The organism is Pseudarthrobacter sp. PvP004 (assembly GCF_017876035.1).
Classification (GTDB): Bacteria; Actinomycetota; Actinomycetes; order Actinomycetales; family Micrococcaceae; genus Arthrobacter; species Arthrobacter aurescens_A.
The window spans coordinates 1,855,165-1,871,328 of record NZ_JAGINL010000001.1 but is presented as its reverse complement, the minus strand read 5'-3'; the positions used below and the strand labels follow the sequence as shown (position 1 = coordinate 1,871,328).

Below are 16,164 nucleotides of genomic sequence, written 5' to 3'. Positions count from 1 at the left end.
ATCATGGCAACCCATAACTCCCTTTTCCAGGACGCTGACGTCCGCCGGCACCCCGAGGGCATCTCTGTCTCCGTGCAGCTGCCCTGGTACCGCAGCTTGTGGCTCTCCGCCGTGGATGATGTCGCCGCCACCGTCAATGGTGTTGAAATTCCCAAGTCCGCCCTGCGGTTCGAACTGCAGGGAAGAAGCTACTCCATTGAGGAACTCCCGGAACAATGGGAAACCTTGTGGTTCGTGGCCGACAAGCCGGACATTATCATCCCGCTGGACCGGGTCCCCGACTCCGGTGAGGAAATCGACGTCGAAGTCATCCTGACCCTCCGCCTGCTGTACATGCAGATCGCACCCATGCGCTACGTGGGCAACCGGGTGGCGGTTGAGCGCAAAGTTGTGCTCGCATGACAAGCCTCCGGGTGGCCATGATCGGCTATGGGTTCATGGGCGCTGCCCACTCCCAGGGCTGGCGGACGGCACCGCGTGTTTTCGATCTTCCGCTTGATGCCCAGATGGCTGTCATCGTTGGCAGGGACGCAACGGCGGTGGCCGCCGCGGCCAGTAAATGGGGCTGGGCCGAATCGGCCACTGACTGGCGGGATGTCATCGCCCGCGATGACATCGACATCGTGGACATTGTGACTCCCGGCGATTCCCATGCGGAGATCGCCTTCGCCGCCTTGGAGGCAGGCAAGCACGTCCTGTGCGAGAAGCCATTGGCCAACACCGTGGCGGAAGCAGAAGCCATGGCGGCCGCTGCTGAACGTGCCGCGGCGCAGGGAGTGAAAGCGATGGTGGGCTTCACCTACCGTCGGGTGCCGGCCGTGACGTTCCTGCGCCAGCTCATCGCCGAAGGCGCGGTGGGTCGGATCGCCCACGTCCGCGCTTCCTACCGTCAGGATTGGCTGGTGGATCCGGACATGCCCTTGGCATGGCGGCTCCAGAAAGAACACGCAGGCTCCGGCGCGTTGGGGGACATCGGAGCCCACGCCATCGACCTGGTGGAGTTCGTTACCGGGATGGACGTCGAACAGGTCTCCGGCGTGCTGGATACCATCGTCAAGCAACGGCCGCTTCTTGGTAGCGGATCGGGACTTTCCGGGAAGGCGACTGCCGGGTACGGGCAGGTCACTGTGGATGACATTGCCATCTTCACAGGACGACTTGCCTCCGGGGCGCTGGCTACCTTCGAAGCCACGCGCTTCGCAACCGGGCGGAAGAACGCACTCTCCATCGAAGTTTCCGGCGACAAGGGTGCCTTGGCCTTCGATTTGGAAGACCTGAACAGCATCCAATTCTACGACCGGACCGCCCCGGCCGATCAGCAGGGTTTCCGCAAGATCCTGGTCACCGAACCCGTTCATCCCTACGTCGCTGCGTGGTGGCCGGCCGGACACATGCTGGGCTACGAGCACGGCTTCTCCCACCAGGTCAAGGATCTCGTGGAAGGCATATACAGGAACACGGATCCGCACCCGACCTTTGCCGATGGCCTGCGGGTTCAGCGCGTACTGGAAGCCGTGGAACGCAGCTCAGACAACGACTCTGCCTGGACACGCGTGGCCGCGGACGTCCGGGTGGAAGCCTAGGAAGGACACTGACATGGCACGACCAATCACCCTCTTCACAGGGCAGTGGGCCGATCTGCCGTTCGAGGAGGTGGCCAGGCTCGCCGGCGAGTGGGGCTACGACGGGCTGGAAATTGCCTGTTGGGGAGACCACCTCGACCCGTGGCGCTGGGATGACGATGCCTACATCCAGGACAAGCTCAACATCCTGGAGCGCAACGGGCTCAAGGTCTGGACCATCTCCAACCACCTTAAGGGCCAGGCTGTCTGTGACGATCCCATCGACCAACGGCACCGGGACATCCTTCCGGACATCGTGTGGGGCGACGGCGATCCCGAAGGGGTGCGCCGCCGGGCCGCCGAGGAGATGAAGAACACCGCCCGATTGGCTGCGAAACTTGGCGTTAAGACGGTCACCGGCTTCACAGGCTCATCCATCTGGAAATACGTGGCGATGTTCCCGCCTGCCAGCGAGAAGATGATCGACGCCGGTTACCAGGACTTCGCGGACAGGTGGAACCCCATCCTGGACGTCTTCGACGAGGTTGGAGTGCGCTTCGCCCACGAAGTCCACCCCTCCGAAATTGCCTATGACTACTGGACCACGCAGCGCGCGCTGGAGGCGATCGGCCACCGTGAGACCTTCGGACTGAACTGGGACCCCAGCCACATGGTCTGGCAGGACATCGACCCCGTCGGATTCCTGTGGGACTTCCGCGATCGCGTCTACCACGTGCACTGCAAGGACACGAAAAAACGTCTCAGCAACGGCCGCAACGGCAGGTTGTCCTCCCACCTTGCATGGGCTGATCCCCGCCGCGGCTGGGACTTCATTTCCACAGGCCACGGAGACGTTCCGTGGGAGGACTCCTTCCGTATGCTCAACGCTATCGATTACGCAGGTCCTTTGTCCGTGGAATGGGAAGATGCGGGCATGAATCGCTTGGTTGGCGCACCGGAGGCGCTGGGTTTCGTGCGGAAGCTATCCTCGTACGAGCCCTCCGCTGCGGCGTTCGACGCCGCTTTCAGCACAAAGTAGGGGATGACCATGCGGTCGCGCAGACTCAGGCTCGAAGGTAAAACTGCCGTTATCACCGGCATCGCCAGCGGCCAGGGCCGCGCGGCCGCTCTCGCGTTTGCGGAGGAGGGGGCGGTCGTCGTGGGGTGTGACATGAACGACGACGGCGCTGCCGCCACCGTTGACATGGTGCGGCAAGCCGGTGGCAGGGCCGAAAGTACGAGCGTAGACCTTACCGACGACGAAGCTGTCGCCAGCTGGGCTGCCAATGTGGCCGGTGCCCACGAACGGGTCCATATCCTCTACGCGAACGCGGCCGCCACCCGTTTCGCCCCCGTGGAGCAGATCTCCTTTGCCGATTGGCGGTGGAACGTGGCGCACGAAATGGATGTCGTTTTTCTACCCGTACGGCACTTTTGGGGACAGTTGGCCGCGGCTGGAGGAGCCGCCGTCGTGCTGGTGGGGTCCACCGCCGGAGTCACCGGCTCCGTCACCAATGGGCGCCTGGCACATACCGCCGCCAAGGGCGCCGTGGTGGCCATGACCAAGCAGCTTGCCGCCGAAGGAGCGCCGGTCGGTATTCGCGTCAACGCAGTGAGCCCTGGCATGATTCGCACGTCAGCTACGGAGGGCGATCTCTTGGCCCCGGGACATCCCATGAACGCTATCGCCGTGCACATCCCGCTGGGGCGCATTGGTGCACCTGAAGAGGTGGCCCGATGCGCCCTTTTCCTTGCCTCTGACGAAGCCTCTTACGTGACGGGGGCCAACCTGATGGTCGACGGCGGTTGGTCCGCCGTGCTGCCAGGTTGACGCCCCGTCATGCGGGTAACTACTGGCCGAGGCGGTCACCTGCGCCGGCAGCCAGCGCATTACGCGCCATCGCCAGATGTCGCCGGGTCATGTCGCTCGGATCGTCCTGAAGCCACTCGTGACCGCCCCATTCGCTGGTCAGCGTGCCGGTGAATCCATGCTGGTCCAACAGCCTTCCCAGTTCCAGCAACGGCTGGGACACGCGGTTGTCGGCATCGTCAAGGTCCCAAAACTTCAAGTGAAACCCACCCACCAGCGGGAGAATGTCCGTAAGATCAGAGGCCTCGCTTCGTCCGAACCGGATGAGCAGGTTCATGAACAAGGTGTGCACTCTGGCCGGTATTGTCCCGGAGCGCAGTGCTGACATCACCGCATCGTTGATGGAAGGGTCCTTCCAGTCTCGCGCGAGCAGCCCGCACAAGACGGGGGATAGGCCCCCTTCGGACAGTTCTTCCAGGTAGGTGACAGGCAGCGCGGGCATCAGCATGCTGATGTCCACCAATACCCGGATTCGGCGATCATCCAATGCGGAAATGTGATCGAGGGCTGGCCTTACCTGAGGATTGAGGGGGCTCTGCTGCCCTTGGATTTCCTCAAACAGCACCAGATCAAGATCGTGCAGAATCGGCTGAAGCAATCCAAGCAATTTCGGTCCCGCCTGACCAATCGGGAGCCGGACGCCCGATGCCCCGACACGGCGTGCGGCGTCCAGCTGCGGAACCAGGAACTCAAGGCGCTGGCCAGTGGTGCGGCGGTCCGACGTCGTCGTGAAATCGTCCAGACTGCAACCAACAATACTGACCTGACCGCCCGCTGCCTGGAGCGCAGTCCGGAATTCGTCAACCTCGTGGTGTTGTGGCGCGGGAAATGACCGCCACAACAGTCCGGGCTCCAGTTCGATGACGCTGGCCACCTTGTTCCCGGCGATGCCGGTCACAATGTCCTGGCTGCTCCGTTGGGCGGAGATGATCTCCGGAGCCCAATTGAAGGAACTGGCCGCGGTGGTCCACCTGGCAGGCAAAGTGGCTTCCATGATGAGCCTTTCCAAATAAGTATCTTAATGACAAACTTATGTCACTTTCAGACAAAGGAGAAGGAAATGTTGGAGAACGCTTTACATGACGGCGCCCTAACTGCAACCCCTGGTGGTTACGAGCTCCGGTTGGGCCTGCCGTGGATCCGCTCCATGCCGTTGTCCTGCATCTCCGGGATCACCGTGACAACGGACGGGTACTCGGCGCCCAGTGAAGATGTGAACGTTAGGCTTCGCGATCGCACGGTTCCGGCGGGTTTACTTATTAACGAGTCCGGCTGGTGGTTTATCCAGGACAGGCTGGTGCTGGCCTTCCCCGCCGGGCCGGTCTCTCGGCGAAAATCTGAGGGCAGGCATCACGTGTCAGTGGACTTTAACTTGTTGGTTCCGTACCTACGGGGCGGCGGGGATGGGCCGCTGGTTCTTCCCATCCACGTGGAGTCCTGGATTGGAGAAACCTGCGAAGGATCTGCTGGCGCGGCCCGGGACGTCGCGTAGCAATTGCAGGAGGAGCTCGTCTTAGTTCAGGGCCATGGTCCTGGCCGGCCGGGGTTTGCCCTGCGCGAACCACCGCGGGAAAGTGGTTTCAAAGAGCTGCTCGCGCGCCAGCTCGATGCCGCCACGCAACGGTTCCCGCTCATCGTTGACGGACAATTGGATCCGGAGGTCCCGCGTGGCAAGCGGCAGGGACAACTCGTACACCCTTTGCCTTACCTCCGCGAGGAATACTTCGCCGGCAGATGCCATGGCGCCGCCGATCACGATGACTCCGGGATTGAACATGTTGACGAGGGCGGCGATTGACTCACCGACGACACGCGCGGAACTCTGAAGCAACCGCACCGCCAGTCCGTCGCCGCTGTTGGCTGCCAGGGCGATGCTCTCCGGTGACAGGGCCCTACCTTGCTCAACTGAGGCGGCGAGTGGACCGGTAGCGCCTTCTTTGATGGCGAGCTCTGCGTCCCGGATCAGAGCCCAGCCTCCGGCGACGGCCTCAAGGCAGCCAACTTTGCCGCACCGGCAGACAGCATCCGAATCCGGAACGCGGACGTGGCCGATGTCCCCTGCAGCGCCGTTGGCACCCCGGTGAATCCGACCCTGCGAGAGCAGTCCCGCGCCGATTCCAGAGCCAATCTTGCAGTAAATGAGGTCGGCGTAGGCGTCCCGACGGCGGGCCCGTTCGCCCAAGGCGAGCAGGTTGACATCGTTATCCACCCACACGGGAGCGTCAAAGCGCTCCTCGAAGGGCAGCCGGATGTCGTAGCCGTTCCATCCCGGCATGATCGGCGGTGCAACGGGTCGGCCGCTTTCAAAGTCCACGGGACCCGGAACCCCTACAACCACGGACCAAACCGGCAAGGTTGCGGCCTCGCCGAGGAGTTCGTCCAGAAGATCCATGGCAGCCTGCAATGTTTCAGCCGGCCCCCGGGAGATGTCCCACTCCCGGTGCCGCTGGTCAATGATGTCGCCATCCAGTTCTGCATAGCCCACCCTGATGTGAAGGGCGCCAAGGGCGCAGACAATGATGCGCCCCTGCTCCGAACGGAAGCGGAGCGTCCGCGGTGCCCGGCCGCCGGACGAAGTCCCAAACTCGCCGTCCCCCAGGAAGCCCATCTGGATGGCCTGATCCACCCGCTGCGTCACGACACCCCGGCCCAGGCCTGTCACGCGGCCAATTTCGGGTCGGGTGGTTGCTTCGCCGGTGCGCACGAGGTTGACGATGCGGAGCAGGCTGGTGACTTCGTCGGTCTGTGCGCCGAAGCGAAGCGTCGAATCTGTGGTCATAGCTCCAGATTCTCCCACAAAGCAGACACTAAGGTGCGGATTTCCAGTGTCTATAGCCAAAATCGCAAATACTTAGGAATAATTCTGACAAAAGGAGTGGGACATGACATGGAACATAGGTTTTCTCGGGGCTGGTCCGGGGGTAGCTGCCCTGCACATCCCCACGATCGCGCGCCTGGGCAACCTGTTCCGACCAGTGCACTTCGCCGACGTCGGCAGTGGAAGGGCGCAAGCGCTTGCGGAGTCCCAGGACGCAAAGTGGTCGGTGGGGGAGCGGGATCTGTTCGCCGACCCCGAAGTCAATGTGGTGGCAGTATGCAGCCCGCCAGCGGAGCATGCACGGCAGATCCTTGCAGCTGTGGCTGCAGGGAAGCGGGCCATCTTTTGTGAGAAACCGTTGGCCACCAGCGCAGAGGAGGTGCTTGAGGTGGTGGCCGCGTGCCGCTCGGCCGGCGCCGTCATGATGGTGGGCACCAATCACGCGCATGATCCCGGCTGGAAGCGGGCCCAGCGCCTACTGGACGGGCACCCGGTCGAAGCCATCACGGTGACTCTCGCGCTTCCGCCTAATGACCGCTATCACCAGGTGGTCTCGGAAGGGGGCCCCTTTCAGTCGCCCGCGCGTGGGCGACCCGACACCGGAAACCCCACTGTTGCCGCAAGCGTCGTCAAGCAACTGATCACGGGCCTGGCCGTCCACGACCTTCCCGCAGTCCGGCGCTTCGCGCCGCGCATTGACAGCGTCGAGTATGCCCGCTTCATCCCGCCGATCGGGTACGCCGTGGGATACAGGGCCGGCAGCGTGACCGTTCAACTGGCCCTCACCATGCTCCCCGCAGGTCCGGATGCCCTCTGGCGAGTCACGTTCTCTACGTCCCACCTTCAGGTGGACCTGGACTACACGCCGCCCTTCGTTCACGCGGGAAGCGGGGCGTTGGCGGTAATGCATGCGGACGGGTCCCGGACGGAGTATCCGACAACCCCCGATGATGGCTACGAGGAGGAGTGGCGGTATTTCGCGAGCCTCCTCGAGGGAGCCGCGCCCGTTGACTACGACGACATCCTGGAGGATGCCTTGTATCCACTCCAGGTGGCAGAGCAAATTCACGCTGCTATGACTGCGGGGGTGCTCCGTTGAAGACGGCTTTGCCTGTAGCGGCAACGTCCTGGAGCTACGAGGCGGCAATAGTTGAACTGTCCGAAAGTGTGCGCCCCAGCGCTTCCTGGCAGAGTGCCATCGTAGCTGTTGACGGACGGGGCGCTTGGTGGGATACCGTGCTCGATGCGCAGCGTGCAGGGGCCCTTGCGGTGGTGGTCGCTGATCCACAGGATGTTCCGTCGGCGGCGGTGGCCGCCGTCACACGTGCGAGCGTGCCAATTTTGGTGGAGCGGCACCGATTGCGCCCGGACGTACTGGGCGACGCACTCGTACTGAGGGCGGAGACCGTAGCCACGTTGGTGACGGTGGAATGTGCGGCACCTTCCTCGAGCCTCGAAAGTGTGCTGCGAGATGCCGTGCGGTGGGCGGCCACCCTGGCTGGTGGCCCACTCCGTAGTGTTGCCGGCAGCTCCGGAATGTTCCTACTTGAGGCGCAGGCTCCCGGAGGGCCGGTCTCAGTGACACTAAGGACCCGGCTGCCCGCAGATACGGCGCAGCACCCGCAGTTCAAGGTGATGGCTTTGGGCGAGGTTCGCACGGAGGTGGAGTGGGGCAGGACTGGAGACAAGGTCGCGGTGACAACAACCACCGCGGACGGGGGATTGCTGGCGCCGGTTCGCTATGAATCGTCGGCTCGGCTGACTCTTCGCAGGGCGGTTGAAGCGTCCCGTTCGAGAGTAGGCCCCAATGACATCGAGATGCTGCTCGAGGATCGGGAGCTTGCAGTGCAACTCCTCGGGCTGCATAACTAAGGCTGATCTGCGGCATAGGCAATATCGTCTTCCCTGATGTGCATGCGACGCCGAGACTTGATGTGGGCAGCTTCACAAAACCATTGAAAGGATCGAAGATGATCAAGCTTCTCTCCCACCTCTCCTACGTAGCCATCACGACCCCCGACGTCGAGGCCTCCGTTGACTTCTACGTCAACCAGGTAGGCCTCAAAGTTGTGGACCGCGTAGACGGCGCCGTCTATCTCCGCTGCTGGGGGGACTACTACCGCTACAGCGTCGTGGTGGTCCCCGGCACAGAACCGGCACTGGACACGATGGCATGGCGCACGTCGAGTGCCGAGGCTCTCGATGAGGCGGCCCGTCGCATCGAGGCCGCCGGAGTCACCGGCGAGTGGATTGATGTCCACGGCATCGGACGCGCCTACCGCTTCATTGGGCCATGGGGCCACAGCATGACGTTGCACTGGGATGTTACCCGCCACCAGGGGGAGGGTAAGGAGCTCTCGACCTACCCTGACCGCCCTTCCCGCCGCAGCATGGTGGCCGGCGCGCCCCGCCAGTTGGACCACGTCACCGTCGCAACGTCCGACGTGGACGGCTTTGCCAAATGGTACAACGACGTGCTTGGATTCCGGATCATGGCCCGCACGGTCCTGGACGAAGCACCCATCTCCGTGTTCTCCGTGCTGACAACCAACGAGAAGTCCCATGACCTCGGCGTCGTTCTGGACGGCTCCACCAGGGCCGGCCGCATCAACCACTATGCCTTCTGGGTGGACACCCGCGAGGAACTCCTGATCGCTGCGGACACGCTGATCGAGAATGGCGTCCCGATCGAGTACGGTCCCTCCATCCACGGCATCGGGGAGCAGAACTTCCTCTACTACCGTGAGCCTTCCAGCCTGCGCATCGAGCTGAACACCGGCGGATACCGGAACTATGTTCCGGACTGGGAGCCGAACACCTGGACCCCGTCGCTTGGCTCGAACAACATGTACCGCAACGGTGCCATGCCGATGTCCATGACTGAATCCTTCCCGCCGGCAGACGGTCCCAGCGCCACGGAAGAAGGCGTGCCGGACGAGATCAAGGAAGCACTCTTCAACCCCTACGCGCGCCAGGGGCAGGGCTAGAGTCTGCCGCGCACCGGAAACTGCTGTTCCTGGTGCGCGGCAGCCTTGGCTCTACTTGGGCATTCACATCGGTGATAAGCGCTATAACCAGAAACTGATTTACTTATGTCGAATTCCGACATTAAATGAAAGTGGGCCGAAGATGGCCCACGAGGGGAGTTACGTTCATGACGACGTCGTCAGGCCAATTGGAAGCACCGTTCGCACTCGCGCGTTACCGGGAAGAGGACGCAGTGCTGCTGGGTCTTATCGCCGGAGACCGGATCCGGGCGCTCGGTGAGAGGGAACTCGGGGCTGCAAGCCTCAACGATTTCCTGAGCGCACCCGACTGGGACCGTTTGGAAGAGCTCACGGGAAACGAGGATGCGTGGGTTCCGCTGGACAGCGTGGTTTTGACGGCGCCCGTCGAGCCGCGGCAGGTGTTGCAGACCGGTGCCAATTACAGAACCCATGTGATCGACCTCGTCGTAGCGGGCCTGGACAAGGCTGACCCCCGCACTCCCGAGGAAGCGCGCGAATGGGCAGGCAAGATGATGGACGATCGCCAGGCCAACGGTGAGCCCTACTTCTTCATCGGGCTTCCTGCCTGTGTTGTCGGCGACGACGTTCCGTTGGTTCTCCCCGGCTACAGCGAGAAACACGACTGGGAGTTGGAACTTGCTGTGGTTATTGGCAAAGAAGCCTTCAAGGTAAGCCGCGAGGAAGCGATGCAGCACGTTGCTGGCTACACAGTGGTCAATGACATCACCACCCGTGACCTGGTCTTCCGCCGGGACATGAAGGAGATTGGCACCGATTGGTACCGCGGTAAGAACGCTCCTGGGTTCCTCCCCACCGGCCCGTTCCTGGTCCCGGCGCAGTTCGTGGATCCCGCCAAGCTCAAGGTGCGGCTCGAGCTCAATGGTGACGTCATGCAGGACGCCTCCACGGATGATCTGCTCTTCGACATCCCCGCCTTGGTTTCAGCCGCTTCGCAGAACATGCCGCTCCTGCCCGGCGATCTCCTCCTGACGGGAAGCCCGGCGGGCAACGGCGCCCATTGGGGAAGGCTCCTCCGGGACGGCGACGTCATGACGGGCAGCATCCAAGGCCTCGGCACCCAGGTAGTGCGCTGTGTGGCCGAACCTGTCGATGAGTCAGCGTAAGGGTCGGCAATGAACCTGGACAATCCGGCATCGCTGGACCGCAACGACCCTGAAGGTGAAATCTCCCGCCGTGGCAAGGCCTACCGGAACTGGGGCCGATGGGGTGAGGACGATGTCCTGGGCACCCTGAACTTCATCGACGCAGCCAAGCGGAAGCAGGCAGCTGCCCTGGTACGGGAAGGCGAAGTCATCTCGCTTTCGCAACCGTTCGACATGAACGGGCCGCAGAAGGGATGGCGTCGCCGGACAAACCCCGTCCACACGATGCTTGACACGGGAACGGATGCCGAGCGGGGTACGCAAGGCTTTCCTCACGGACTTGGCGGGGCTGACGACGTGATCTCCATGCCTCTCCAGTGCTCCACCCAATGGGACGGGCTGGGCCACATCTTCGATCACGGTTCAGCCTGGAATGGGCGCAGGGCTGGCGACGTCGTCACCAGCGACGGCGACCTCGTAACCGGCATCGAGCACGCCGCGGCGGCTCCGGTGTCGCGAGGTGTCCTCCTGGACGTCGGCCGCCACCTCCACCCGGAAACGGGTGAGCTCACTGACGGGTATGCGATCACCACCGCGGACCTGGAGTCCTGCATCGAAGCCCAGCGCAGTGCTGTGGGTCAGGGCGACATCGTCCTGGTGCGGACCGGGCAACTATCGCGAGCAAAGCGGGACGGGTGGGGCGACTACGCGGGAGGCCCGGCGCCGGGACTGTCACTTACGACGGCGGGCTGGTTGCACAGCAGCGAAATCGCAGCCATCGCCACCGACACCTGGGGCTTCGAAGTGCGACCCAACGAGTTTGACGTCCCGGCCTTCCAGCCCCTCCATCAGGTGGTCATCCCCAACATGGGCCTCACCGTGGGCGAACTGTGGGATCTGGACCAGCTTGCGGAAAAGTGCGGGGAACGCGGCCGCTACGACTTCCTGCTGGTCGCGGCTCCCTTGCCCATTACCGGGGCCGTTGGTTCGCCCATCAATCCCATCGCCATCCTCTAACAACCCGACAACTACTAAGGGGTAATCATGACAGCAGTCCAGAAGGTCGCGATCGCCGGCAGCGGTGTGGCTGCCATGGCGACCGCGATCCAGCTCGCGAAGGCGGGGGTCGCCGTCGACGTTTTTGAAGTTAAGCCGGAGCTGAGCGCCCTCGGCTCGGGCATCACGTTGCAGGGCAACGCCCTGCGGGTCTTCGATGCCCTGGGCGTGTGGGACGACGTGCGTGAGAAGGGCATGGCCTTCGAAGGCCTGACACTTCGTGCGCCCGGCCCCGACGCGCCGGTCATCGCTCAGCTTCCTGAGGTCAAAACAGGTGGCCCCGATTATCCCGCCTGCATGGGCATGTATCGACCCGACCTCGCCAAGATCCTGCTGGAGCACGCCGAAAAGGCGGGAGCCAAGGTTAGCTTCGGCGCCAAAGTCACCGGCATCGACGTCAAGGACGACAACACCGTGGAGGTGTTCGTCAATGACGCCACCGCGGGAGCCTACGACCTCCTGATCGGTGCCGACGGCGTCAACTCGACAGTGCGGAGCCTCTTGGGCATCGACACCGCACCCGAGAGCACCGGGATGGGCATTTGGCGGGCCTTCGTTTCCCGGCCCAACGATGTGGAACACAGCGAGCTTTACTATGGTGGTCCGGTCTACATCGCGGGCTATACGCCCACGGGCGAAGACACCATGTATGCGTTTCTCGTGGAAAAGGCCCAGGACCGCTTTGGTGTGTCCGACGAGGAAGCGACGAACATCATGCTCGGCGAATCCATGGCCTACGGCGGGGCATGGAATTCCATTCGCGACGACCTGGGCGCCGGAGCGAAGGTCAACTACACCTGGTTCACCCAGCACCTGGTACCAGGACGGTGGAACCGCGGCCCGGTGGTGATCATCGGCGACGCCGCCCACAGCTGCCCTCCGACGATTGCCCAAGGCGCTGCTCAGGCCCTCGAAGACGCCGTGGTCCTGACTGAGCTGCTGATTGAATCCGATGCCCTCAACGAGGAGCTCTGGGACAGCTTCCACGAACGGCGGGTTCCGCGCGTACAGGCTGTGGTTGATGCCTCCGTCCAGTTGGGTCAGTGGCAGATTGAAGGGAAGAAGGACGCGGATGCGCCTGGCCTGCTCTTCGGTATAGCGCAGAAGATGGCGGTCCCCGCATGAGCATCGATGTGCACGCGCACGTCCTGCTGCCGTCCCTCCAGGCGGAAGTTGAGCGCCGTGCGCCCGAGGCTTTCAAAGTTGCAGGTGAACTGGAGGCCCGGCGCAACGGACCTCAAAGCCTCGCAGCTTCCGGGCGCATGATTGGTGAACGGTTTCCGCGGCTGACAGATGTGAACGCCCGCCTCGCTGCGATGGACGCTCAGGGCGTGGATCACCAGTGGGTCAGCGCGTCGCCAAACCACTTCTATCCTTGGGCCGAAGAGGGCCTGGCCGTCTGGACGGCCAGCGAGGCCAACCGCCTGGTGGCTGAGCACGTCGCCCAAGCGCCGGAACGACTCACAGGCCTCGGGCTGGTGCCCCTTCAGCATCCCAGCCGAATCGTGGAGTGTGTTGACGACGCCATCCTGGGCCGCGGCCTTGCCGGCATAGAAATTTCTTCTTTCGCGGGTGATGTTGAGTTGTCCGACGAACGCCTGGAACCCTTCTGGTCGCGTGTGGAGGAGTTGGGGGTGGTGGTCTTCCTCCACCCGTTCGGCTGCAGCCTTGACGAGCGGCTGGACAGGTACTACTTGTCCAACACCGTTGGGCAACCGGCCGAGAATGCCGTCGCCCTCTCGCACCTGATCTTCTCGGGAGTCCTGGACCGGCACCCCGGACTCAAAATCCTTGCCGCCCACGGCGGCGGATACCTTCCGATGGCCATCGGCCGCTCCGACCACGCGTGGCGGGTCCGCCCGGAAGCCCACGGCTGCAGCGAAGAGCCATCCAGCTACCTTCGCCGCATCTGGTTCGACACTGTGGTCCACGATCCTTCGGCTCTGCGCCGACTCGTGGACGTCGCCGGACCCTCGCAGGTACTCATGGGCAGCGACTTCCCATTCGACATGGGGCCCGAAGACCCCATTGCCGAAGTCCGCACTGCAGGACTGCCGGCAGAGGTAACCGAGAGGATTCTTTCCGGCAACGCCCAGGCACTTCTGGCAGAGCGGGTACGAGCATGAGAATCGCACGGTGGCAAGACAGTACGGAAATCGGCGAGGGCTTCATCATTGATGACACGGCAGTGCCGTTTCCGAACGGCCTCCGCGTCGCGGACGTGTTGGCGCGCGGGTTGGACGGCGCCCGCGCACTTTTCGACCGGGCGAATCACGACGACGGACGGCCCCTTTCCACTGTCCGGCTGCTTGCACCTTTGGTCCCGGCGGCGATCAGGGATTTCGTGGCCTTCGAAGAGCACGTCGAGGGAGTCAGTGCATCTGTGGACGGCAAGAGCGAAGTGGTACCCGAGTGGTACGAGGCGCCCACGTTCTACTTCACTAACCCACACACGGTATTGGGGCCGGACGAGCCGGTGGTGCCCCCCGTGACGCAGCGCCTCGACTTTGAACTGGAAATCGCTGCGGTGATTGGAGGCGCTGGCGGTACCAACCTCGCAGGTGCTGAGGCTGCCGACGCGATCTTCGGCTACACCATTATGAATGATTGGTCCGCGCGGGACATCCAATCCAGGGAAATGAAGGTCCGCCTTGGTCCCGCCAAGGGGAAGGACTTTGGTACCAGCCTGGGGCCATGGATCGTCACTGCAGACGAACTGGAACCGTACACGGATGACGATGGGTTCCTGGCACTGAGGGCCGAGGTGTTCATCAACGGTGAGCGGGTCGGGGAGGACCTCGTCTCCAACATGGGGTGGACGTTTCCGGAGCTCGTCACCTACGCCTCGAGGAATTCCCGCGTGGTGTTCGGGGACGTCCTGGGATCCGGCACCGTTGGCAATGGTGGATGCCTGGGCGAATTGTGGGGTCGAAAGGGCGAACTCAGCCCCGCACCGCTGACTGACGGCGACGAAGTACGGATGGTCGTCGAAGGCATCGGTGAGCTGACAGCCACCGTGGGTGCCGCCGTCGAGGGGCCTTCAATTCCGCGGGCCCGCAGCCGCAGCCGCGCTCGGATTCGTGTCTAATTCAAGCGATCTTATGTTGTTTTTCGACTAAAGTGCGATAGAATGAAAGTGGCGTCGGGATCTCTTCGAAGATCCGTTCTCGGCAGTGACGATGCCGCCGAGGCACAAACCGTCGCGTCGACGGCCCGATCGTTCGGGCAGAACACCATGCCACTCTCACCCATAAGATTTCGCTTCCTCGTCGCGTCCCTGCTGACCGCGTCCTTCTTGGGGGCTCTCGACCACACCGTCGTCTCCACATCGCTGGCCACCATCGCCGGCGAACTCGGAGCACTGGAGCTCATGAGCTGGGTGGTGGTTGGTTACACCCTCGCCAGCACAGTTCTCTTGCCCATCCTGGGAAAGCTCGGAGATGTGCTCGGCCCACGGCACGTCTTCATGGTTTCCTTGGTGGTCTTCCTCCTGGCGTCCCTCGCCTGCGGGTTCGCCCAAAACATGACGTGGCTTGTTACCTTCCGTGTAATACAGGGAATGAGCTCTGCCGGCCTCCAATTAATGTCGCAGACCATCGTCGCCAGGGTGACCACACCCAGGGAACGCCCCCGATACCTCGCGATCATCGGAGCAGCGTTTCCAGCCGCAATCCTAATAGGGCCAATCCTTGGCGGAGCGATCACCGATTACTGGGGCTGGTCCTGGGTTTTCTGGGTCAACGTACCGGTGGGTGTGATCGCCCTGGCGCTCGCATACGTTGCTGTTCCCAAACTGGAACGTGGCGTTGCCCCACGCCACTACGACGTGACAGGCGCTGTCGCGTTCACTGTGGGCTTGGTATTTCTTGTCCTGGGTGTCACCTGGGCTGCGGAACGAAGCGGCGGGGCGCAAGCATTGGCGGCCCTGGTAGTCAGTGGCGTGGCCTTGCTGGGGTTCTTCATTATTGAACGCCGAGCCCCTGAACCCATGGTCCCTTTGCACTTGTTTGCCAACCGAACCATAGCCGCATGCACCGCACTTTCGGCGATTATCGGCGTCGGACTTTTCTCTATCACCGCCTACCTTCCCACCTACTTCCAGATGGCTTACCAAGTCAGCGCAACCGTCTCAGGGCTTGTGCCTATTGCTACGGTCCTTGGCATGCTGGTCAGCAACCTTCTGACCGGGTGGTTGGCGAGCCGCACTGGACGGTACCGGGTATTCACCATTATTGGTACGTGCATGGGGTCGATGGGGCTTTTTGTGATGGCCTGGCTGCCGATCGGTCTTCCGTTGTGGGTACCCATGATCGTCATGGGATTTGTGGGTATCGGGACAGGGTCCTTCATGAGCCTGATCGTTGCAGTCGTCCAAAGTGCAGCACCCCTCAGCCAGACAGGCAGCATCACCGCGACAGTAAATCTGGTGAGGCAAGTTGGTTCCACGGTAGCTACAGCCATCATCGGAGGCACCATCGGTTTCGGGGTTGCGGCCCTCCTGCCCTCCGGCCTCACTGCGGCCAGCCTCACCCCGCATGCTGTGCAGCAAGCAACGCCGGAAATCCAGGAAGCCGTCGCCGGAATTTATGGACAGCTGTTCGTTCCAATCTTCATCGCACTCGCGTGTGCATACGCAATCGGCATCATTGCCGCCGTCCTGCTTCCCCAAGGTCGCCTGACGGACGAAGCGGAAACTACCCAGTCAGAAGTTCCTGAGCCCCTGTCGGCCTGACATTCCACCAAGGAG

The 16,164-nt window shown here is 62.8% G+C and carries 16 protein-coding genes; 14 read left to right on the top strand and 2 right to left on the bottom strand.

What is annotated here, in order from left to right; translation table 11 throughout:
• The first annotated feature begins 3 nt into the window (after positions 1 to 3).
• From J3A64_RS08495 to J3A64_RS08480, 4 genes are read left to right on the top strand one after another with little or no spacing between them, the layout of a single operon-like run.
• A complete protein-coding gene (locus tag J3A64_RS08495) occupies positions 4 to 402 on the top strand; it encodes a DUF6379 domain-containing protein (RefSeq protein ID WP_014921469.1) in 399 nt (132 codons plus the stop codon).
• Positions 399 to 1,583 (top strand): Gfo/Idh/MocA family protein, encoded by a 1,185-nt coding sequence (locus J3A64_RS08490; protein WP_210064066.1) that lies wholly within the window; start codon positions 399 to 401, stop codon positions 1,581 to 1,583. The genes J3A64_RS08495 and J3A64_RS08490 overlap by 4 nt, the downstream gene beginning before the upstream one ends.
• Positions 1,584 to 1,596: 13 nt before the next feature.
• Positions 1,597 to 2,601 (top strand): sugar phosphate isomerase/epimerase, encoded by a 1,005-nt coding sequence (locus J3A64_RS08485; RefSeq protein ID WP_210064065.1) that lies wholly within the window; start codon positions 1,597 to 1,599, stop codon positions 2,599 to 2,601.
• Between the two features lie 3 nt (positions 2,602 to 2,604).
• Positions 2,605 to 3,393 carry an SDR family NAD(P)-dependent oxidoreductase gene (locus J3A64_RS08480; RefSeq protein ID WP_210064064.1) on the top strand — a complete coding sequence of 263 codons (789 nt, stop codon included), beginning with the start codon at positions 2,605 to 2,607 and terminating at the stop codon, positions 3,391 to 3,393.
• A 19-nt stretch (positions 3,394 to 3,412) separates the two neighbouring features.
• Here the strand turns inward: J3A64_RS08480 and J3A64_RS08475 are convergent, their stop codons facing one another.
• A complete protein-coding gene (locus tag J3A64_RS08475; RefSeq protein ID WP_210064063.1) occupies positions 3,413 to 4,426 on the bottom strand; it encodes a restriction endonuclease subunit R in 1,014 nt (337 codons plus the stop codon).
• Between the two features lie 66 nt (positions 4,427 to 4,492).
• Between J3A64_RS08475 and J3A64_RS08470 the strand changes: the two genes are divergently transcribed.
• On the top strand, positions 4,493 to 4,924 hold the full coding sequence (locus J3A64_RS08470) for a DUF6379 domain-containing protein (RefSeq protein WP_210064062.1): 432 nt from the start codon (positions 4,493 to 4,495) through the stop codon (positions 4,922 to 4,924).
• Between the two features lie 21 nt (positions 4,925 to 4,945).
• On the opposite strand, the gene J3A64_RS08465 is transcribed toward J3A64_RS08470, so the two are convergent.
• Complete coding sequence (locus J3A64_RS08465; RefSeq protein WP_014921475.1) at positions 4,946 to 6,211, bottom strand: ROK family protein; 1,266 nt, start codon at positions 6,209 to 6,211, stop codon at positions 4,946 to 4,948.
• Positions 6,212 to 6,314: 103 nt separating this feature from the next.
• Between J3A64_RS08465 and J3A64_RS08460 the strand changes: the two genes are divergently transcribed.
• From J3A64_RS08460 to J3A64_RS08420, 9 genes are all read left to right on the top strand, one after another.
• Complete coding sequence (locus J3A64_RS08460; RefSeq protein ID WP_210064061.1) at positions 6,315 to 7,349, top strand: Gfo/Idh/MocA family protein; 1,035 nt, start codon at positions 6,315 to 6,317, stop codon at positions 7,347 to 7,349.
• Entirely contained in the window at positions 7,346 to 8,122 is a 777-nt protein-coding gene (locus tag J3A64_RS08455) for a hypothetical protein (RefSeq protein WP_210064060.1), read from the top strand. Before J3A64_RS08460 ends, J3A64_RS08455 begins: the two co-directional genes overlap by 4 nt.
• Positions 8,123 to 8,220: 98 nt before the next feature.
• A complete protein-coding gene (locus J3A64_RS08450) occupies positions 8,221 to 9,237 on the top strand; it encodes a VOC family protein (protein ID WP_210064059.1) in 1,017 nt (338 codons plus the stop codon).
• 167 nt (positions 9,238 to 9,404) lie between these two features.
• Positions 9,405 to 10,382 (top strand): fumarylacetoacetate hydrolase family protein, encoded by a 978-nt coding sequence (locus tag J3A64_RS08445; protein WP_210064058.1) that lies wholly within the window; start codon positions 9,405 to 9,407, stop codon positions 10,380 to 10,382.
• Positions 10,383 to 10,391: 9 nt separating this feature from the next.
• A complete protein-coding gene (locus J3A64_RS08440; protein ID WP_210064057.1) occupies positions 10,392 to 11,378 on the top strand; it encodes a cyclase family protein in 987 nt (328 codons plus the stop codon).
• A gap of 27 nt (positions 11,379 to 11,405) precedes the next feature.
• Positions 11,406 to 12,542 carry an FAD-dependent monooxygenase gene (locus tag J3A64_RS08435; protein ID WP_210064056.1) on the top strand — a complete coding sequence of 379 codons (1,137 nt, stop codon included), beginning with the start codon at positions 11,406 to 11,408 and terminating at the stop codon, positions 12,540 to 12,542.
• Entirely contained in the window at positions 12,539 to 13,543 is a 1,005-nt protein-coding gene (locus J3A64_RS08430; protein WP_014921482.1) for an amidohydrolase family protein, read from the top strand. Before J3A64_RS08435 ends, J3A64_RS08430 begins: the two co-directional genes overlap by 4 nt.
• Positions 13,540 to 14,505, top strand: a complete 966-nt coding sequence (locus J3A64_RS08425; RefSeq protein WP_210064055.1) for a fumarylacetoacetate hydrolase family protein — start codon at positions 13,540 to 13,542, stop codon at positions 14,503 to 14,505. Before J3A64_RS08430 ends, J3A64_RS08425 begins: the two co-directional genes overlap by 4 nt.
• A gap of 42 nt (positions 14,506 to 14,547) precedes the next feature.
• On the top strand, positions 14,548 to 16,149 hold the full coding sequence (locus J3A64_RS08420) for an MDR family MFS transporter (RefSeq protein WP_307807177.1): 1,602 nt from the start codon (positions 14,548 to 14,550) through the stop codon (positions 16,147 to 16,149).
• Positions 16,150 to 16,164 lie beyond the last annotated feature (15 nt).